This is a genomic window from Pseudomonas sp. AM14(2022) (assembly GCF_036346455.1).
Lineage (GTDB): Bacteria > Pseudomonadota > Gammaproteobacteria > Pseudomonadales > Pseudomonadaceae > Aquipseudomonas > Aquipseudomonas putida_A.
Genome location: NZ_JAOTNY010000020.1, coordinates 12,700 through 32,190, shown reverse-complemented (window position 1 = coordinate 32,190; position 19,491 = coordinate 12,700). Strand labels below are relative to the sequence as shown.

The 19,491-nt window shown below is 61.8% G+C and carries 18 protein-coding genes; 11 read left to right on the top strand and 7 right to left on the bottom strand.

What is annotated here, in order from left to right; translation table 11 throughout:
• Window positions 1–13: 13 nt before the first annotated feature.
• The 8 genes from V3W27_RS25810 (at window position 14) to V3W27_RS25775 (ending at window position 9,217) form a co-directional block, all read left to right on the top strand.
• Complete coding sequence (locus V3W27_RS25810) at window positions 14–1,948, top strand: putative nucleotidyltransferase substrate binding domain-containing protein (protein WP_330207862.1); 1,935 nt, start codon at window positions 14–16, stop codon at window positions 1,946–1,948.
• Window positions 1,945–2,652, top strand: coding sequence for a 3'-5' exonuclease (locus tag V3W27_RS25805; RefSeq protein ID WP_330207861.1), 708 nt, complete (start codon window positions 1,945–1,947; stop codon window positions 2,650–2,652). The genes V3W27_RS25810 and V3W27_RS25805 overlap by 4 nt, the downstream gene beginning before the upstream one ends.
• 207 nt (window positions 2,653–2,859) lie before the next feature.
• Window positions 2,860–3,378: an RNA polymerase sigma factor gene (locus V3W27_RS25800; protein ID WP_247267349.1), complete on the top strand. Its 519-nt coding sequence runs from the start codon at window positions 2,860–2,862 to the stop codon at window positions 3,376–3,378.
• A complete protein-coding gene (locus V3W27_RS25795) occupies window positions 3,375–4,346 on the top strand; it encodes a FecR family protein (RefSeq protein WP_330207860.1) in 972 nt (323 codons plus the stop codon). The genes V3W27_RS25800 and V3W27_RS25795 overlap by 4 nt, the downstream gene beginning before the upstream one ends.
• A gap of 234 nt (window positions 4,347–4,580) precedes the next feature.
• A complete protein-coding gene (locus tag V3W27_RS25790; RefSeq protein WP_330207859.1) occupies window positions 4,581–7,019 on the top strand; it encodes a TonB-dependent siderophore receptor in 2,439 nt (812 codons plus the stop codon).
• Window positions 7,020–7,093: 74 nt separating this feature from the next.
• Window positions 7,094–8,218, top strand: a complete 1,125-nt coding sequence (locus V3W27_RS25785; protein WP_330207858.1) for a PepSY-associated TM helix domain-containing protein — start codon at window positions 7,094–7,096, stop codon at window positions 8,216–8,218.
• Entirely contained in the window at window positions 8,215–8,394 is a 180-nt protein-coding gene (locus V3W27_RS25780; protein ID WP_027610674.1) for a hypothetical protein, read from the top strand. The genes V3W27_RS25785 and V3W27_RS25780 overlap by 4 nt, the downstream gene beginning before the upstream one ends.
• A 193-nt stretch (window positions 8,395–8,587) precedes the next feature.
• Window positions 8,588–9,217: a glutathione S-transferase gene (locus V3W27_RS25775; protein WP_330207857.1), complete on the top strand. Its 630-nt coding sequence runs from the start codon at window positions 8,588–8,590 to the stop codon at window positions 9,215–9,217.
• A gap of 172 nt (window positions 9,218–9,389) precedes the next feature.
• Here the strand turns inward: V3W27_RS25775 and creD are convergent, their stop codons facing one another.
• The 4 genes from creD to rloA2 form a co-directional block, all read right to left on the bottom strand.
• Window positions 9,390–10,760 (bottom strand): cell envelope integrity protein CreD, encoded by a 1,371-nt coding sequence (gene creD / locus V3W27_RS25770; RefSeq protein WP_330207856.1) that lies wholly within the window; start codon window positions 10,758–10,760, stop codon window positions 9,390–9,392.
• A 174-nt stretch (window positions 10,761–10,934) separates the two neighbouring features.
• Complete coding sequence (gene creC, locus V3W27_RS25765) at window positions 10,935–12,353, bottom strand: two-component system sensor histidine kinase CreC (RefSeq protein WP_330207855.1); 1,419 nt, start codon at window positions 12,351–12,353, stop codon at window positions 10,935–10,937.
• Window positions 12,353–13,033 carry a two-component system response regulator CreB gene (creB, locus tag V3W27_RS25760; protein ID WP_027610670.1) on the bottom strand — a complete coding sequence of 227 codons (681 nt, stop codon included), beginning with the start codon at window positions 13,031–13,033 and terminating at the stop codon, window positions 12,353–12,355. The genes creC and creB overlap by 1 nt, the downstream gene beginning before the upstream one ends.
• A 68-nt stretch (window positions 13,034–13,101) precedes the next feature.
• Window positions 13,102–13,605: a retropepsin-like aspartic peptidase RloA2 gene (gene rloA2 / locus V3W27_RS25755; RefSeq protein ID WP_007962587.1), complete on the bottom strand. Its 504-nt coding sequence runs from the start codon at window positions 13,603–13,605 to the stop codon at window positions 13,102–13,104.
• A gap of 309 nt (window positions 13,606–13,914) precedes the next feature.
• On the opposite strand from rloA2, the gene V3W27_RS25750 reads away from it, so the two are divergent.
• Window positions 13,915–14,802, top strand: a complete 888-nt coding sequence (locus V3W27_RS25750) for an acyltransferase (RefSeq protein WP_330207854.1) — start codon at window positions 13,915–13,917, stop codon at window positions 14,800–14,802.
• A 1-nt stretch (window position 14,803) separates the two neighbouring features.
• On the opposite strand, the gene V3W27_RS25745 is transcribed toward V3W27_RS25750, so the two are convergent.
• Window positions 14,804–15,361 (bottom strand): DUF2780 domain-containing protein, encoded by a 558-nt coding sequence (locus tag V3W27_RS25745; protein ID WP_027610668.1) that lies wholly within the window; start codon window positions 15,359–15,361, stop codon window positions 14,804–14,806.
• Window positions 15,362–15,509: 148 nt separating this feature from the next.
• Here V3W27_RS25745 and V3W27_RS25740 point away from each other — a divergent pair, with 148 nt between their 5' ends.
• Complete coding sequence (locus V3W27_RS25740; RefSeq protein ID WP_330207853.1) at window positions 15,510–16,145, top strand: RNA polymerase sigma factor; 636 nt, start codon at window positions 15,510–15,512, stop codon at window positions 16,143–16,145.
• A complete protein-coding gene (locus V3W27_RS25735) occupies window positions 16,142–16,816 on the top strand; it encodes an anti-sigma factor (protein WP_330207852.1) in 675 nt (224 codons plus the stop codon). Before V3W27_RS25740 ends, V3W27_RS25735 begins: the two co-directional genes overlap by 4 nt.
• 216 nt (window positions 16,817–17,032) lie before the next feature.
• On the opposite strand, the gene fdhA is transcribed toward V3W27_RS25735, so the two are convergent.
• Window positions 17,033–18,232: a formaldehyde dehydrogenase, glutathione-independent gene (gene fdhA, locus V3W27_RS25730; protein ID WP_047596484.1), complete on the bottom strand. Its 1,200-nt coding sequence runs from the start codon at window positions 18,230–18,232 to the stop codon at window positions 17,033–17,035.
• 204 nt (window positions 18,233–18,436) lie between these two features.
• Window positions 18,437–19,294: a formyltetrahydrofolate deformylase gene (gene purU / locus V3W27_RS25725; protein ID WP_064589552.1), complete on the bottom strand. Its 858-nt coding sequence runs from the start codon at window positions 19,292–19,294 to the stop codon at window positions 18,437–18,439.
• Between the last annotated feature and the right edge of the window lie 197 nt (window positions 19,295–19,491).

The following is a 19,491-nucleotide window of genomic DNA, read 5'->3' as shown; positions in this document are numbered from 1 at the left end:
TGCGGTAATGGTTATGAGTAAAGCGGACGCCTTCACCCAGGCAGGGAAAACCGCGGTGTTGCAGAACATTCAGGGCACCCTGCAATTCCTCCAGCGCTTCCCGCCCTTCAATCAGATGGAACATGCCCACCTGGCTTTTCTGGTGGAACAATGTCAGCTGCGTTTTTACGGCCAGGGCGAAAGCATCATCAAGCCCGCCGACGGGCCGGTCGAATATTTCTACATCGTCAAACAGGGCCGAGTGGTCGGCGAACGCCAGCACATCACCCGGCCTGGCACCGAAACCACCTTCGAGATCACCACCGGCGAATGCTTCCCGCTGGCCGCGCTGATTGGCGAACGGGCGACCCGCACTGAGCATCTGGCCAGCGAAGACACCTTCTGCCTGCAACTGAACAAACCGGCGTTCATCAAGCTGTTCGCCCTGTCCAACAGCTTCCGTGATTTCGCTTTGCGCGGGGTCAGCAGCCTGCTCGATCAGGTCAACCAGCAAGTCCAGCAGAAAGCCGTGGAAACCCTCGGCACCCAGTATTCGCTGAACACCCGCCTCGGCGAATTGGCGATGCGCCATCCGGTGACTTGCAGCCCCGACACGCCGTTGCGCGAAGCGGTGAAGCTGATGCACGAGCAACAGGTCGGCAGCATCGTCGCGGTGGATGAACACAAGGCGCCGCTGGGGATTTTCACCCTGCGTGATTTGCGCGAAGTGGTTGCCAATGGCAGCGGCGATTTCAGCGAAACCATCGAGCGCCACATGACCTGTTCGCCGTTCTTTCTGTCGCCCGATCACAGCGCCTTCGACGCGGCGATTGCCATGACCGAGCGGCACATCGCCCACGTCTGTCTGGTCAAGGATCAGCGCTTGTGCGGCGTGGTCTCCGAGCGCGATCTGTTCTCCCTGCAACGGGTCGATCTGGTGCATCTGGCCCGGACCATCCGCAGTGCCCAGCGCATCGAGCAACTGATGAGCCTGCGCGGCGAGATCGGTCAACTGGTCGAACGCATGCTCGCCCACGGTGCATCGTCGACCCAGATCACCCACATCATCACCCTGCTCAACGATCACACCGTGTGCCGGTTGATCGAACTGACCCTCGCCGAAAAAGGCGACCCCGGTGTGCCGTTCAGTTGGTTGTGCTTCGGCAGCGAGGGCCGGCGCGAACAGACGCTGCACACCGATCAGGACAACGGCATTCTGTTCGAAGCACGGGACGCGGCGCACGCGGCGGAGATTCGCGGCAAGCTGCTGCCACTGGCCCAGCAGATCAACCAGAGTCTGGCGCAGTGCGGCTTCAGCCTGTGCAAGGGCAACATCATGGCCGGCAACCCTGAGCTGTGCCTGTCGCGGGCGGAATGGGCGCGGCGTTTTGCGGCGTTCATCCGCGAAGCGACGCCGGAGAACCTGCTCGGTTCGAGCATTTATTTCGATCTGCGAGTGGTCTGGGGTGACGAGAAAGGCTGCGCGCAACTGCGCCGGGGGATTCTCGATCAGGTCGGCGACAACCGTTTATTCCAGCGCATGCTGGCCGAGAACGCCCTGCGCAATCGCCCGCCCGTGGGGCGTTTCCGCGAGTTTGTGCTGGCGCGCAAAAACGGCGAGAAAGCCACCCTCGACCTCAAGGTCCAGGGCCTGACGCCCTTCGTCGACGGCGCACGCCTGTTGGCGCTGGCGCATGGCATCGAAACCAACAACACTCTGGAGCGCCTGCGTCAGCTGGTCGAGAAAGAAGTCATCGAACGGCTCGACGGCGCGGCATATGAAGAGGCTTACCACTTCATCCAGCAGACGCGCATGCAGCAACACCAGATCCAGACCCGTGAGAATCTGCCCTGGTCCAACCGGGTCGATCCCGACAACCTCAATCATCTGGATCGGCGCATCCTGCGTGAATCCCTGCGCCAGGCCCAGCGCCTGCAAAGCAGCCTGGCTTTGCGGTATCAGCTATGAGCCTGTTCTCGTGGCTGCGGCCGGCCAGCCCTCTGCTGTCGGCAGACCTGCAACACCGTCTGGCGACGTTGCCGGCGATCAGCGAACTGAAAGAATACAGCCTGCGCGAGCAGCGTTGGGTGGTGCTCGATCTGGAAACCACCGGGCTGAACCTGAACAAGGATCGCGTGCTGTCGATCGGCGCGGTGGTGATCGAAGACGGCGCAATCGACTTCAGTCAGCAGTTCGAGCGTACCCTGCAATGTCGGGAGCTGAAACTCAGCCCGAGCGTGTTGATTCATGGCCTGGGGCCGAATGCGATTGCCGCCGGCAGCGACCCGGCCGAGGCGTTGCTGGAGCTCTTGGAGTTCATCGGCGACAGCCCGGTGCTGGCGTTTCATGCGCCCTTCGATCAGCACATGCTCGGGCGCGCATTGAAAGAACACTTGGGTTACAAGCTGCAGAACGTGTTTCTGGATGTCGCGGACATGGCGCCGTTGTTGTGCCCACAGGCGAATATTCGCGAGGCCGGCCTGGATGAATGGATCGACTGGTTCAGGCTTGAGGTGTTCGAGCGGCACCACGCGAGTGCCGATGCGCTGGCGACGGCGGAGCTGGCGTTGATCCTGTTCAGCCGGGCGCGGCAGCAGCAGATTCATAGTCCGCTGAATCTGCAGCAGCGCTTGAGTCAATGGAAACGCCGACAGCAGGCGCCGTCCTTCTAGATTTTCGGTGCCGGTACTGGCCTCTTCGCGAGCAAGCCCGCTCCCACAATGGAATGCATTCCCCCTGTGGGAGCGGGCTTGCTCGCGAAGAACGATGATGCGGTCTTGCTCTTACCACCCGACCAGTGGCCAATTGCTAACCATTCCCACCTCTGCGAGAATCGCGAACAATTCTCGTTGGTTAACATTTCCCAATCGGTGCGTCTGGTGTCGTCAGTCCCAAGCCCTCACAGTGAACTCGTCGGTGCGTTGTATCGCGACCATCGCGGTTGGCTGCTGAGCTGGTTGCGGCGCAATGTGGCTTGCCCGCAACGGGCCGAAGACCTGAGCCAGGACACCTTCGTGCGTCTGCTCGGTCGCGAGCAACTGCTGACGCCGCGCGAACCCCGGGCGTTTCTGGTGGCGATCGCCAAGGGCCTGCTGTTCGACTACTTCCGCCGCGCCGCGCTGGAGCAGGCCTATCTCGCCGAATTGATGCTGATCCCCGAAGGCGAACAGCCTTCGGTGGAAGAACAGCAACTGATCCTCGAAGACCTCAAGGCCATCGACCGCCTGCTCGGCAAACTGTCGACCAAGGCCCGCGCCGCTTTCCTGTATAACCGCCTCGACGGCCTCGGCCACGCCGAAATCGCCGAGAAGCTTGGCGTCTCGGTGCCCCGCGTGCGGCAGTACCTCGCGCAAGGCATTCGCCAGTGCTATATCGCCCTGTACGGTGAGCCGACATGAACCCGGCCAGTTCCAAACCGGTCTCGGCTCAGGTGCTGGACGCGGCGATTGCCTGGCAGTTGTCGCTGGATTCCGGCAGTGCGCTGGAGCGCGAGGAGTTCGCCAAGTGGCACGCGGCCCATGAAGAACATGCCCGCGCCTGGCGCCAGCTGGGCATGCTCGATCAGCGCTTCAGCGTCGCCAACGGCCCGGCCCGCGCGGCCTTGCTGCAATCGCGCGAAGGCATTCGACGCCGTGTGCGCAAGCTCGGCAGCGGATTGGCCAGCGTGGTGGCGGTGATCGGTCTGGCGCTGTTTGCCGGTGATCGCTATCTGCCGCTGGATTACTGGCTCGCCGATCAACGCACCGCTACCGGTGAGCAGCGCACGGTGCGGCTGGCCGATGGCACCGTGCTCAATCTCAACACCCACAGCGCGGTGGATGTGCGCTTCGATGCCAGGCAGCGGCTGATCGTGTTGCAGGCAGGCGAGATCATGGTCGAGACCGGTCACGGCGATGCGCGGCCGTTCATCGTCGAGACCCGCGAAGGCAGCATGCGCGCGTTGGGCACAAGGTTTCTGGTCAAGCGTGAAGACCAAGGTACGCGCCTGAGCGTCCTGCAATCGGCGGTGGCGGCGCATCCGCAAAGCCATCCTGAAGAGTGGATCCTGCGTGAAGGCCAGCAAGTGCTGATCCGCAGCGACGGCCTCGACGCGGTCGCCGCGCTCACGCCCGGCGCCGATGCCTGGACCCGCGGCATGCTGGTGGTGGATAACGCGCGGCTCGCAGACCTGGTGCATGAACTGGCGCGTTATCGCCGCGGATATCTGGGCGTCGCGCCGGAAGTCGCTGACCTGCGCATCACCGGCAGTTTCCCACTGCACGACACCGACAAGGCCTTGAGTGCGCTGCTGCCGACCCTGCCGGTACAGATCGAGCGGCATACGCCGTATTGGGTCACGGTGGCGAAGGCTGATAACAAGCCTTAAAAAATTCGTTGTCAGGGAAATAGCTATCGCGAGCAGGCTCACTCCTACAGTAGGAATGCGTTCCCCCTGTAGGAGTGAGCCTGCTCGCGATAGGGCCATCCGCCACACTCGAAAATCCCGAAGCGGCCGCCCCTTTCCAAGTTAATCGAAATTATTTTCATCCAGCCCTATCACTTTTCAATTCTCGTCCGGCACACAGGCAATTGAGAAATATTTCCATTCAGGAGCCTTCGCATGTCCCGTTCGCTAGACACCTTGTTGCGCCCCAGTCTGTTGGCCATCGCCATTGCCCTCAGCGCGCCGCTGCTCAGCAGCCCGTTGCTCGCTGCTGAACAGGCCTCCAGCGCGCGTGCCTACAACCTGCCAGCGGCGCCGCTGTCGACCACGCTGAACCAGATCGCCAGCCAGGGCGGCCTCGCGTTGTCGCTGAATCCGTCGCTGGCCGCCGGCAAGACCTCTGCGCCGGTCAGCGGTCAGTACGACGCCGCCGGTGCTCTGCGCGCGGCGCTGCAAGGCACCGGTCTGCAACTGGAACAAAGCAGTACCGGCACCTACACCCTGGTTGCAGTGCCGGAAGGGACACTGGCGCTGCCGGAAACCGCAGTGATCGGCGTGGAAAATCTGGAAACCGCCTGGGGCCCGGTCGAAGGCTACACCGCCACCCGCACCGCCGCCGGCACCAAGACCGACACTGCGCTGGTCGAAGCACCGCGCTCGATCTCGGTCGCCACCCGTCAGCAAATGGACGACCGCAGCGTGCACAGCCTCGATGACGCCGTGCGCTACATGCCGGGCATCACCGCCAGCAGCTACGGCAGCGACACCCGTATCGACTGGCTGCGGGTGCGCGGTTTCGAGCCGACTCAGTTCCTCGACGGCCTGCCGCTGCCCAAGGGTGTATACGCCAACCCAAAACCTGAAACCTGGAACCTCGACCGCCTCGCGCTGCTGCGCGGCCCGGCCTCTTCCGTCTACGGCCAGACGCCGCCGGGCGGTCTGCTGGACATGGTCAGCCGGCGCCCGAACGCGGAAGCCAGCAGCGAAATCCAGTTGCAGTACGGCAGCGACAACCATCGTCAGATCAACTTCGCCAGCACCGGCAAGATCGACGACGCCGGGCAGTTTCTCTACGGCATCAGCGGTGTAGTGCGCGACAGCGACACGCAGATCGATCACATCGAGAACAAGCGCTACAACATCGCGCCGAGCCTGACCTGGAACATCGATGACGACACCAAATTCACCCTGCTGACCCAGTTCACCCGCGACGATACCGGTGTCACCAGCCAGTTCTACCCGATTCAGGGCACCAAGATCGACATGCCGTTCGGCAAGATTTCCCATCACAAGAACCTCGGTGATCCGGACTACGACTTCTACGACCGCACCTACTACGCGCTCGGTTATGCCTTCGAGCATCGCCTCAACGACGTCTGGCAGTTCAAGCAGAACCTGCGCTACACCAAGTCGGATCTGTCGTTCCAGACCGTGACCGTCAACAGCTACAACCCATCGTTCGCCGGCTTCACCGTGGATGATCAGGGCAATGTCGGTCGCGGCACCACCAACGTCGATGAAGACATCAGCCAGTTCGCCGTGGACAACAACTTCCAGGCCGACTTCGCCACTGGCGACATCCGCCATACGCTGTTGCTCGGTCTGGATCACCAGCGCAGCAACACCAACTACACGTCGATCTTCGGCACCGCGCCGGACATTAACGTCAACAACCCGATCTACGGTCAGCCGATCACCCGTCCAGCACGTTCTTCGGCGTTCTATGACTATGACCAGAAGACCTACCAGACCGGCCTGTACGTACAGGACCAGATGGCCCTCGACCAGTGGCGCCTGACCCTCGGCGGGCGTGAAGACTGGGTGCACACCGGCACGCAATTCATCAACAAGGGCGACGCCACCAACACCCAGCGCGACAAGGCGTTCAGTGGCAACGCGGCGCTCAGCTACGTGTTCGACTCGGGCTTCGTGCCGTACCTGTCGTACGCCGAATCCTTCCAGCCAACCAGCGGCGCCGATGCCACTTCCACCGGCTCGCTCAAGCCGACCGAAGGCAAGCAATGGGAACTGGGCATCAAGTACCAGCCGCCGGGCAGCAAGACTCTGCTGAGCGCTGCGGTGTATGACCTGACCCAGAAGAACGTCGCGGTCAACAGCATCGTCAACAACGTGACCATCACCAGCCAGACCGGTGAAGTGAAGGTCAAAGGCCTGGAGCTGGAAGCGGTTTCCGACGTCACCGATAACCTGAAAGTCATCGCCGCCTACACCCTGGCCAAGTCCGAAGTGCAGAAAGGCGTGGACAAGGGCAATCGCCTGCAACTGATGCCTAACCAGCAAGCTTCGCTGTGGACCGACTACACCTGGCACAGCGGCGTACTCGACGGTTTCGGCATCGGCGGTGGCGTGCGTTACACCGGCAACACTTACGGCGACAAGGCCAACACCTGGCTGGGCAAGGCGGACGCCTACACCGTGTTCGACGCCTCGGTGCATTACGACCTCGGTCGCCTGGACAACAGCCTCAAAGGTGCGTCGCTGGCAATTAACGCCACCAACCTGTTCGACAAGGACTACATCTCCACCTGCGACGGCTACTACTGCTACTACGGTGACCAGCGCAGCGTCATCGCCAGCGCCACTTACAAGTGGTAAGCGCGTGAGCTGAACCAGGTTCTGTCACCAGGCCGTCCCCCGTGGACGGCTTCGGTGTTTTTGAAGGTCATGAAATGAAAAGTAAAACAATTCGCCGCTGGTCGTTCATCCACACCTGGACCAGCCTGATCTGCACCGTGTTTCTGCTGCTGTTGGCATTGACCGGTCTGCCGCTGATCTTTCATCACGAAATCGAGCACCTGCTCGGCGATGCCCCGCAAGTGCGCGAAATGCCCGCCGACACGCCGCGCCTGAACCTGGCGCAACTGGTCGAGGCCGCAGAAAAACATCGCCCAGGTGAAGTGGTGCAGTACTTCGGTTTCGAAGACGACGAACCGAACGCCGTGCTGACGATCATGGCGAAAACCGCCGGCACCGAACCGAACTCGTCGCACACCTTCATGCTCGATGCGCGCACCGGTGAAGCGTTGGAAACCCCGTCGGCCAATGGCGGGCTGATGCTGTTCATCTTGCGCCTGCACGTCGACATGTTTGCCGGGCTGCCGGGCAAGTTGCTGCTGGCGTTCATGGGTCTGCTGTTCGTGGTCGCGATCATCTCGGGTACGGTGCTGTACCTGCCGTTCATGCGCCGCTTGCAGTTCGGCACCGTGCGTCAGGACAAGTCCACCCGCCTGCGCTGGCTCGACCTGCACAACCTGATTGGCGTCGTTACCCTGACCTGGGCCTTGGTGGTCGGCGTCACTGGAGTGATCAGCGCCTGCGCCGACCTGCTCATCGCCGCGTGGCGCAATGACACGCTGACCGCCATGGTCGCGCCCTATCGCGATGTCCCGCCGCTGACCCGCCTGGCCCCGGCCACCCGCCTGCTCGACATCGCCCGCGACGTGGCGCCGGGGATGAACCCGGACTTCATCGCCTTCCCTGGCACGCGGTTTTCCAGTGAGCATCACTACGCAGTGTTCATGAAGGGCGGCACGCATCTGACCTCGCACCTGCTGACGCCGGTGCTGATCGACGCCAGCACCCTACAGGTCACCGCTGTGGCCGAGCGCCCGTGGTACATGGACACCATGGGCATGTCCCAGCCGCTGCACTTCGGCGACTACGGCGGCATGCCGATGAAGATCCTCTGGGCAACCCTCGACGTGCTGACCATCATCGTCCTCGGCAGCGGCGTGTATCTGTGGGTGGTGCGGCGTAAAGCGGCAAAACCGTTGCCGCTGGAGGCTGCTGCATGAAGCCGCGTCAGAGCAATTTCTGGAAGGTCTTCAGCACGCCGCTGGTGATTGCGCTGCTGAGTGCGGCGGGGTTGTTTTCGGCGCTGTTGGGGGACGGGATCTGGGATGCGTTGAGCTGGGTCGGGCTGGGTGTGCCGGCATTTCTGGCGATCAAGGGGTTGCTGCGACGCGGGTGATTTCCGTGTCGCCTGACAGGGCCTCTTCGCGAGCAAGCCCGCTCCCACAGGGGATTTGTGAACGAAACAGATCCAGTGTGGGAGCGGGCTTGCTCGCGAAGGCGGCCTGATGAACACCAGCAAATTCCTCGCCAGCCGCTCTGTATCTGACTAGGCTAACCTCCTGCTCTTCGATGACCACCGAGGTTTGCCAATGTCCGCCCCCAGCATGACCCTGTTCCACAACACGCTTTCCCCGTTCGTGCGCAAAGTGATGGTGCTGTTGCACGAGACCGGTCAGCAGGATCGCGTCGCCCTGCAAGACTGCGTCCTCACTCCGGTCAGCCCGGACGCTGCGCTCAACGCCGACAACCCGCTGGGCAAGATTCCGGCCCTGCGTCTGGCGGACGGTAGCGTGATCCATGACAGCCGCGTGATCCTCGAATACCTCGACCAGCAGCACGTCGGCAATCCGCTGATCCCCCGCGAAGGAGCGGCCCGTTGGCGGCGTCTGACCCTGGCCTCGCTGGCCGACGGGATCATGGACGCCTCGGTGATGGTGCGTTACGAACTGGTATTGCGCGCCCCGGAAAAGCACTGGGACGAATGGCTCGATGCCCAGCGCGACAAGATCCGCCGCGCCCTGGCCTATCTGGAAAGTGACGCCATCGCCGAGCTGACCAGCCATTTCGACGTCGCCGCAATCAGCGTCGCCTGTGCACTGGGTTACATCGATCTGCGTCATCCGGATCTGGACTGGCGCAGCGCCAATCCGCAACTGGCCAACTGGTATTTCGACGTGAGCCAGCGACCGTCCATGGTTGCCACGATGCCCAAGCCTTAAGGCTGCGGCGCCTGATCCGGCCTCTTCGCGAGCAGGCTCACTCCTACAGTTGACCGCATTCCCCTGTAGGAGTGAGCCTGCTCGCGATGGCACCACCTGGGTTCCGGCGGCAGTGCTGCAACAATCAGCGTCAGCAAAACCTCGACCTGCCGCTGGTCCTCTCGCAACCCGCTCATTGCATCGCCTCCACATCAAACGCCAGCGGCTTGGCCGGTTTCTGCCCGATCCCGTACCAGTCGAGTTTGCGCGTCAGCACCATGAACACCCCGAGCAGGCCGAACAACAGCAGCGAACCCATCAGCAACGCGTAATCCTCGGCGCTCAGCAGGCCATACAGCAGGCCATACAACGCCGCCAATCCCGCAGAAAAACTCAGGCCGTGGCGCACGCTGTGCAGCACGTGACAAACATAAAACCCGATCAACAGCACGCAGCCACTGGCCGACAGCAGATACGCCAGGGCAAAGCCGATGTGCTCCGACAACGACAACAGCAACAGGTAGAAGAACGCCAGCGCCACCCCGACCAACGCGTATTGCACCGGGTGCACCGCCAGACTCTTGAGCACCTCGAACAGGAAGAAACCGGCGAACGTCAGGACGATGAACAACAGCGCATATTTGATCGCCCGATCACTCTTCAGGTACTGATCCACCGGATCGATGAAGCTCACTCCAAAGCTGCGCCCGTTGAACGCCTCGCAGTCATTGCCCATCACGCAACGGCTCATGGCTTCTTGCAGGTTGGTGGAGAAAAACGTGGTCTGCCAATCGGCGCTGAAACCCTGGTCGCTGATCTCGCGTTTGCCCGGCAGGAAGTTGCCAACAAAACTGGGGTGCGGCCAGTTGGCGGCAAGGCTGACGTGACTGCTTTTGCCCACCGGCAACACCTGCAGCGAACCGGTGCCTTGCAGGCGCAGGTCGAAACCGAAAGTCAGTTCCGTGGCGTTGCGAGTGTCCAGCGCCGGCAACGTCACCCGCACGCCTTCGCCGAGCCAGCCGACCTGGGTGCCGGGTACGAAGTCCAGGCGTTGACCGTCGAGTTCCAGTTTCAGGGCGTTTTCAATACCGCGAATGTCACTGATGCCCACCGCCAGAAACGGCGCATCGAACTGGTAATCGGCAAAGTCTTCCTTGATCCCCAATTGCGCCGGCAACGAGAAATGCCCATTGATGCGATTGTCGGCATGGAACAGTCGCGCTTCGTAGATACCGCGATTGCGCAGCTCGGTCTGCACCTGGCCGTCGAGTTCGAAACGTTCCGGCAGAAAGTACAGACGACCGCGCTCTTCACTTGGCTCGTCGTAGCGCTGGTTGGTTTTGTCGTTGAGCTTCCAGTTGTGAATCACTTTGCGATACGGCACTACCATCACCGGCCCGCTCAGTTGCTGGCTGTAGCTGGAGCTGCGGGCAATGTCTTCGAGCACGCCGTCGCGCAGTTGTTGGCGCTCATCGATGATGCCGTCGATCATCAGCAGCGGGATCAGCAACAGCAGGATCAACAGGGCAATCGCCCCGAGCTTGATGGTCAGATTCTTGTTCATGGGACTCTCCCTGTTTGGATGGGCAGAGTCTGGTTGGGCTGTGTGGGGGGAATAAGGAGGGAATATGGAGATTGTGTGGAGACTGTTATGGCCCCATCGCGAGCAGGCTCACTCCTACAATTGATCGCGTTCCCCTGTAGGAGTGAGCCTGCTCGCGAAGGCAGCGACTCGGTTTCAGGACAAGCGCAATGTCACTTCCACACCGCTCTCGACGTTGCGGATATGCATCGACCCACCATGCAACTTCACCACTTCCTCAACAAAGTTCAGCCCCAGTCCAGTGCTCTTGCGCCCACTGTCCGGGCGCGGCAGCGAGTAAAACCGTTCACTCAAGCGCGGCAGAGCGTACTCGGGAATCGCCGTCGCTTCGTTGAACAAGCGCAACTCGACCTGCTCCCCTACGCGCCCGGCACTGAAGCGCAGCAGCCCGGCGACCGGGGTGAAATCCAGCGCATTCTCCAGCAGATTGCCCAACGCCTGACGCAACAGAAACAGCTCGCCGATCAGCAGCAGATCTGGCGCAATCGTCTGCTCGACCTTGAGCCGCCGGCCTTCGATGCGCGCTGCCTGCGCCCGCAACAATTCATCAACCAATGCCGCCAGCGGCACCGCCACGCGCTCCTCAAGACCCTGCCGCTGTTCCACCTGAGCCAGATTCAACAGCCGCTCGATCAACTGCTGCATCCGTGCGCTTTCGCTGTCGATGTTGCCGACAAAGCGCAGGCGCTGGATCGCTGGCATCTCATCCTGCAGCAATTCCGCAGCACCGCGAATCGCCGCCAGCGGACTCTTCAATTCATGGGTCAGGGTGTGCACGTAGCGTTCGACGTAAGCCTTGCCTTCGAGCTGGGTGCGCATCTGCTCCACCGCTGTGGCCAGTTGCTTCAGTTCGCCGCCACGGTAATGCGGTACTTCGACCCGGCGCCCTTCACTCACCGCTTGGGCGTAGCCGGTCAAACGGTGCAGCGCGCGGCTCAGCCACCACGACAGCAAAGCGCCGAACAGCAGACCGAGGCCGATCAGCCCGGCACCGTAAAACAGCAAGCGCCGCTCGGTACGATCAACATAAGGCTGCAATGAGCTGTTGGGTTTGGCCACGGTAACCACGCCGATGATCCGGCCGTTGTCGCGGATCGGCGCACCGACGTGCATCACCGAGGAGCTCGCATCATTCGGATCGCTGCGGCTCGAACGAGCGCCGTACTCACCACGCAAAGTCAGGTAGACGTCGTTCCAGCGCGAGTAATCCTGACCGACCGCCACGCCGCTGGAATCCAGCACCACGATGCCTTTGGCGTCGGTGACGTAGATGCGGTGGTTGACCTGGTTTTTCGGCAAACCCCAGATCGTCGCCTGTGGTTGACGCTCGCCGTAGGCCCGCAACAATTCGGGCCAGCGGTTCTCGCTGAGCGTGCCGGCCTTGAAATCATCACGGAGAATTTCCGCCATCAGGTTGGCGGTGTCGACCAGGGTTTCTTCGGTGGACTGGCGCACGCCCGGGCGGATTTCTTCCATCACCGTGTTGAGCACGAAGTAACCGGTCAGGCCGATAAACAGCACATACACCAGAAAAATCCGCAGCCCCAACGACATCAGCTGTGCCCCGGGCTGTAGCTGTAACCGAGGCCGCGATGGGTCTGGATCGGCTCGGCATCGGCCCGCACCAGGCGCAATTTGGCGCGCACGCTTTTGATGTGGCTGTCGATGCTGCGCTCGTAACCGGCGTCCGCCGCCACGCCCAGCGCATCGAGCAATTGCTCGCGGCTGAACACCCGCTGCGGTTGTTCGAGCAGGCATTGCAACAGGCGAAACTCATGACGGGTCAGGCTCAACGGCTGTCCCCGATAGACGATCTGCACACGCTCGGCATCGATGCGAAACAGCGTCGAGGACGCTTCAACCGCAGGACGCGGCGCCATGCGCTTGAGAATCGCCCGTACCCGCGCGGCGACTTCCCGTGGGCTGAACGGCTTGACCACGTAATCGTCGGCGCCGATCTCCAGCCCCACCACCCGATCGATCTCGGCGTCCCGGGCACTGAGAAACAGCACCGGCACTTCACTGAAGCGCCGCAGCTGTTTGCAGGTTTCGAAACCGCTGATGTCCGGCAGGCCGATATCGAGAATGATCAAGTCAGCCGGGGTCTGCCGTTGAAACTCCAGCGCCGCCGCGCCGAGGCTCAGCCACGTGGTGGCGAACCCCTCGCCCTGCAGGGCAAAAATCAGCGTGTCGGCAATCGCCGCTTCGTCTTCGACAATCAGGATATGAGGCATGGCGTCCGAGCCCATGGGTTAAGTGCGCGAACGGTGCCCCAAGCCTGACGTTACGTCAATGAGACCACTTAGCAGTCCGGCTTGTCGGCGGTGAAACGCCGCGCCGGGTTCACCGCTGCGCCAAACTCGCGCAAGGCCTTGGCACCGATCAGCAGCGGGTAGTTGAAGTTGCTGCGGTCGGTCAGGTTGACCTCAACGGTACGCTTGACGTTGCCCAGGCACAGTTCCAGATCAACCACCGGGCGCTTGGCGACTTCGGTGCTGTCACCCTCGTCCTCTTCATCCGAGCGGCTCTTGATCTTGCTGATCCGCGCGACCTTGTGTTCGTAGACCTTGTTGCTGGCATCCTTGGTGCCGAGGCGGAAACGCACCCAGTTCTCGCCGTCGCGGGTGAAAGTCTCGATGTCCTTGGCCGACAGCGAGGCGGTCAGCGCGCCGGTGTCCATCTTGGCCTTGAGCACCTCACCACCGATTTCCGGCAGCGCGATGTATTCGTAACGCCCGTACAGGGTCGGCTCGGCGGCCATGACCGGCAGGGCGACGAGGGCAAACAGTGCAAGGAGGGATTTCACGTAGAGGGTTTCCTTGGAAAATGAGGGCGTCAGACGCGAGATTTTAGACAGCCGGCGAGCAATTGGTTCGCTGGAGTCCGCCTTCGCGAGCAAGCCCGCTCCCACAGGGGATCCGGGATCTGTTGGTGATGGCATGCACAATGAAGATCCACTGTGGGAGCGGGCTTGCTCGCGAAGAGGCCAGCCCTGCCAACACGGTAATCAGCTCCAGCATAGCCAGCCAAAAGTGAAACATTCGTCACCATCGATTTGGCCTGTCACCCGAAGCCACTTATCATGGCGCGCCCATCCGCCTTCATAGAGTTGCTTATGCGCCGCCTGCTCACCGGCTGTTTCGTCACCCTGCTGCTGTTGCTCAACACCCTGATCCTGATCGGGCCGTTGCTGGTATTTGCCCTGCTCAAGCTGATCGCGCCCGGGCGCTGGCGCGATTACGCCTCGTGGGCGGTGATGTGGATTGCCGAGACCTGGGCCGAGATCGACAAACTGATCTTTCAGCTGTGCATCCCCACCCAATGGGACATCCGCGGCGGCGCAGACCTGCGCGGTGACACTTCGTATCTGGTCATCAGCAACCACCAGTCGTGGGTCGACATTCCGGCGCTGATCCAGACCCTCAACCGGCGCACGCCGTTCTTCAAGTTCTTCCTCAAGAAAGAACTGATCTGGGTGCCGTTCCTCGGTCTGGCGTGGTGGGCGCTGGATTACCCGTTCATGAAGCGCTACACCAAGGCGTTCCTGGCCAAACATCCGGAGTTGGCGGGCAAGGATCTGGAAATCACCAAGCAGGCCTGCGAACTGTTCAAACGCCAGCCGGTGACGGTGGTGAATTATCTGGAAGGCACCCGCTACACCGCGGCGAAAAGCGCGCAGCAGCAGTCACCGTTCAAGCATCTGCTCAAACCCAAGGCGGGAGGTGTGGCGTTTGTTCTGGCGGCGATGGGGGAACAGCTGGATGCGCTGCTCGACGTAACCGTGATTTATCCACAGCAGAAGATTCCGGGGTTCTGGGACCTGATCAGCGGCAGCGTGCCGCGGGTGATTGTCGACATCCAGACCCGCGAACTCGACCCGGCACTGTCGCAGGGCGATTACGAGAACGATCCGCAGTTTCGCCAGCAGGTCCAGAACTGGGTCAACCAGCTCTGGACCGAGAAGGATCAGCGCATCAGCGAATTGCGCGGCGAGCGCAGCTGAATCAGCTACCGGTGCCGGCGCCCCAGATGCTGCCCAGGCTCTGCAGAATCGGGCCGCCGACGCCTTGGTCACCCAGGTACTTGAGCAGCACCGGGGCAAACTGGCCGACCATGCCGCTGTCCATGCCCAACGCACCGAAGGCATTGTTCAGGTCGTTGGTGTCCTTGACGTTGCCCAGCGCGTTTTCCAGACCGGCCGACTTGCCCGACGAACCCAGCAAACCACTCAACGCCGCCAGGTTGCCGCTGCCGCCCGACAGCTTGTCGATGCCCGGCACTTCTTTGGCCAACTGCGAATAATCGGTGCTGCTCAACTGATTCTTGGCCAGGCCGAGCATGGCGCTGGTGCCACCGACGGCTTGCTGAGGCGTAACACCGAGACCGGTAACGGCTTGCAGCAAACCGGCGGTTTCCGAGGTCGGCGCGGCGGCGGTGGCAGCGTTGCCACCCTGCATGCTTGCAGCCGCTTTGGTCACGTCGTCCAGACTGAAGCCAGCAAACACCGGGCTCGCTGCAAGGGTCATAAGTGAAGCCAAGGCAATACCGCGTGAAATCTTCATTCAGACATCCTCTTGCACTGTGGTAACCGCCCGTCTATGAGCGGTAAAACTGCCGGTTTGACCGGGTTTCAGCCAGCATGTTCCTCGCCGGCGCATCCATTTTCAGCATAGCCACGTATATAAAACGTGAAACCGCGGATAACCCGAGATGAATGGCACAAGCGCTGTCGCTGAACTAGCCTGTGAACAGCCCGAGCAGCGCCCTCGTCGCCCGCCCATTGCCTGGAGAGCCATCATTTCCATCGCCGATCCCGATCAGTTGCGCCAGCTGCTGGCCCAGTGCTCACTGGGTGACCGTGCTGCGTTCGAAACGCTCTATCGCAGCGTTGGCCCGCGCCTGCACGGCGTCGCCCTGCGCTTCATGGGCCGGGCGGATCTGGCCGAGGAAGTGCTGCAGGAAAGCTTCGTGCGCATCTGGAACAACGCCTCACGCTATGAAGCCCATTTGTCGGCACCGTTGACCTGGATGATCAACATCACCCGCCATCAGGCCATTGACCAGTTGCGCAAACAGCGCGAACGGCCGCTGACCGACTTCGAACAGGACACCCTGCCGGACGAAGGCCCTTCGGCTCACGACCTGTTGAACAGCAGCCGCGAAGCCAGCGCGCTGCACCGTTGCCTGGACACCCTCGACGGCATGCAGCGCCAATCGATCAGCGTCGCCTACTTTCAGGGCCTGTCCTGCGCGGAACTGGCCGAACACCTGGCCGCGCCGCTGGGTTCGGTGAAATCGTGGATTCGCCGTGGCATGGAACGTCTGCGCAGGTGCCTTGAATCATGAACTACCAGACCCCCGCCTTGCGCCGCGCCCTCGCTGCCGATTACGCCATTGGCCTGATGTCGGCGGCGGCGCGTCGACGTTTTGAACAATTGCTGCTGGATGACGCAGCACTGCGAACCGAGTTGGCGCAGTGGCAGGAGAGCCTCGCCAGCCTTACCGAAACGCTGCCGGAGCAACCGGTGCCAGATTGGGTGTGGCAAAGCATCACCGCGCGGATCGAGCCGCAAGTGCTGCACGTCCCGGAAAAACGTCCGTTCTGGAACTGGCTGCGCGTCAGCGTCGCTGCCTGTTCGATCGTGGTGCTGGTGTTCCTCGGCTCCCTGTACAACCGCGACGACGCCCGCTACCACGCCACCCTGCTCAGCGCCGACGCGCAACCGGCGCTGAAGGTCGAGGCGCATGCGGATTATCTGCAGGTCGAACCGCTGACTTTGGCAGCAATCGGGCCAGATCGCAGCCTGGAACTGTGGGCGATACCGGCAGACGGCAAGCCGATTTCGCTGGGGGTGATTCCTGCAGGCGGCAAAGGCAAGGTTGAACTGAGCGAGGCGCAGAAAGCCTTGATCGGCCAGCCGATTGCGCTGGCGGTCAGTCTGGAGCCAAAGGGCGGCTCGCCGACCGGGCAGCCGACGGGGCCGGTGCTGTACCAAGGCGCGTTAGCGGCTCTCTGACTCTGGCACCACAAACCTTTTGTGGCGAGGGAGCTTGCTCCCGCTGGGCTGCGAAGCGGCCCAAATCTTGTGTGGGTAATTTTCCTGAGACGCCGCATGTGTGGATTTTACGACGGCTTCGCCGCCGAGCGGGAGCAAGCTCCCTCGCCACAGGTTTCGTGCTCATCCCCATAAAAAACGGCGACCTTGAGGTCGCCGTTTTGCATTGCGTAAAACTTACGCCGCACTGAACAACCGATGCGGATCGATCACAAACTTCTTCGGCACACCGGCATCGAACTCGCCGTAACCTTCCGGCGCCTGGTCGAGGCTAATGACCTGCACGCCGACCACTTCGGCGATGTTGATGCGGTCCCACATGATCGCCTGCATCAGTTGGCGGTTGTACTTCATCACCGGGGTCTGGCCGGTGTGGAAGCTGTGGGATTTGGCCCAGCCCAAACCGAAGCGGATGCTCAGGCTGCCCATTTTCGCCGCGGCATCGACAGCGCCCGGATCCTCGGTCACGTACAGGCCCGGAATACCGATCTTGCCGGCCACACGCACCACACCCATCAACGAGTTGAGCACGGTGGCCGGGGCTTCGGCTTTCACCCCGTCATGCCCGTGGCCGCGCGCTTCGAAGCCCACGCAATCCACCGCGCAATCGACTTCCGGCTCGCCCAGCAGCTCGGCGATCTGCTCGTGCAGCGGCGTGTCCTTGGACAGGTCGACCACTTCAAAACCCTGAGCCTTGGCGTGCGCCAGGCGGATGGTGTTGACGTCGCCGATGATCACCACCGCCGCCCCCAGCAGACGCGCCGAGGCTGCAGCGGCCAGACCGACCGGGCCGGCGCCCGCGATATAAACGGTGCTGCCCGGGCCAACGCCCGCCGTCACCGCACCGTGATAACCGGTCGGGAGGATATCGGAGAGGCAGGTCAGGTCGCGGATTTTCTCCATGGCCTTGTCGCGATCCGGCAGTTTCAGCAGGTTGAAGTCGGCATACGGTACCAGCACGTATTCGGCCTGGCCGCCGGTCCAGTCGCCCATGTCGACATAACCGTAGGCACCGCCGGCACGGGCCGGGTTGACGGTCAGACAGACGCCGGTGTGTTGCTCCTTGCAGGAACGGCAGCGCCCGCAAGCCACGTTGAACGGTACGGAGACCAGATCGCCGATCTTCAGATTCTCGACGTCGGAACCCTTTTCGATCACTTCGCCGGTGATTTCGTGGCCCAGCACCAGACCGGTCTGCGCCGTGGTACGGCCGCGCACCATGTGCTGGTCGGAGCCACAAATGTTGGTGGACACCACACGCAGAATCACCCCGTGCTCAATCTTCCTGCCACGCGGATCCTGCATTTTCGGATAGTCGATTTTCTGTACTTCGACCTTGCCAGCGCCGAGATACACCACACCACGATTGCCAGACATGCTTTCACCTCGCTGTTGTTTTTATGGAACCGCGTTGCCCAGGCAGGCAGCGCGTTAAGTGCTCGGGTTATTGCTTGTTGGTCTTGCGTTGTCAGTTATGGCCCCTTCGCGAGCAAGCCCGCTCCCACAGTTGATCTTTGATGTGACAGAGACTTGTGTTTCAACACAAATCCCTGTGGGAGCGAGCCTGCTCGCGAAAGCTATCTAAAGAACGACAGTTCTGTTGGCGTTCAAAAACACCCTTCTTTCGATGTGATAACCCACGGCCCGGGCCAGGGTCAGGCCCTCGATATCCCGCCCCTTGGCAATCAGATCCTCCGGGTAATGACTGTGATCCACCGCCTCGACGCCCTGGGCAATGATCGGCCCTTCATCGAGGTCGTTGTTGATGTAATGCGCCGTCGCGCCGACCAGCTTCACGCCCTTGTTGTAGGCCTGGTGATACGGCTTGGCACCCTTGAACCCCGGCAGCAGCGAGTGGTGAATGTTGATCGCCTTGCCATCGAGCTTGCGGCACAGCTCCGGTGACAGCACCTGCATGTAGCGGGCGAGGATCACCAGTTCGGCGCCGGACTCTTCGATCACCTGCCACACCTGACGCTCCTGCGACGGCTTGTCGTTGGGGTCGAGGGGGAAATGGTAGTAGGGAATCTGGTGCCAGTCGGCCAGCGGCTTGAGGTCCGGATGGTTGGAGACCACCGCCGCCACGTCCATCGACAACTGGCCGATGCGCTGGCGGTAAAGCAAATCGTTGAGGCAGTGATCGGCCTTGGAGACCATGATCACCACTTTCGGCCGGTAGTTCGGCGCGGTCAGCTCGAAGACCATGCCGAACGCCTGACCGCGCTCGGCAAGGCCGGCGCGGAAGGATTGTTCGTCGAAACCGTCAGGCTGACGGAATTCCACGCGAATGAAGAAACGGCCCGAGAGCCGGTCATCGAACGAATGGTGCTCGGTGACGTAGCAACCCTGCTCGAACAGAAAACGCGTCACCGCGTCCACCGTGCCGAGCACGCTGGGGCAGTCGGCGGTCAGAATCCATGTGTCTGGGGCGCGGCTCATGGTGCGGTGACTCCTGTTCTTTTGTGCGCGGTGTCTGGGGGATTTTTGCCCCTCACCCTAGCCCTCTCCCGGAGGTAGAGGGGACTGACCGAGGTGTTCTTTCGAGCTACGCCGACCTGAAATATCGCGGCGAACTCAGGCTCGAAAACTACACAAATCTGCTCCCTTTCCCCCTCTCCCCCTTGGGGGAGAGGGCT